The following is a 375-nucleotide window of genomic DNA, read 5'->3' as shown; positions in this document are numbered from 1 at the left end:
CCACCGCCGCCCGCCGCGCCGCGGTGGTGACCGCTGTCGAGCGGCTTTTCCCCCGAGCGCGCTGAGGCCCCGGGACCGGCCGCCGCCCTACTCAAACCTTCCCCAAACGGCGCGTCCGCCCTTGCCCCTCACCTTTGCCTACGAGCCCGCAGAGCGGCCCACTGGCGTAGACGCTCGACGATCTGGGCTTCGTAGCCGCTGCGGGTGGGTTCGTAGTACGTCTCGCGGCTCATGTTCTCGGGAAAGTAGTCGGCGCCGGAGAAGCCGTCAGCGGTGTCAGGGTCGTACTGATAACCCTTGCCGTAGCCGAGGTCCTTCATCAGCCGGGTCGGAGCGTTGAGGATGTGGGCGGGCGGCATGAGCGAGCCTGTGCGT

General features: G+C 68.8%; 1 pseudogene. It reads right to left on the bottom strand.

Going from position 1 to position 375, the window contains the following annotated elements:
- Window positions 1-128: 128 nt before the first annotated feature.
- Window positions 129-375: pseudogene (locus tag TN53_RS42905) on the bottom strand (replication-associated recombination protein A); the annotation flags it as partial.

The organism is Streptomyces sp. WM6386, from assembly GCF_000972385.1.
GTDB lineage: Bacteria > Actinomycetota > Actinomycetes > Streptomycetales > Streptomycetaceae > Streptomyces.
Note: the sequence above shows the minus strand (reverse complement) of the source record. Positions and strands in the feature narration are given on the sequence as shown.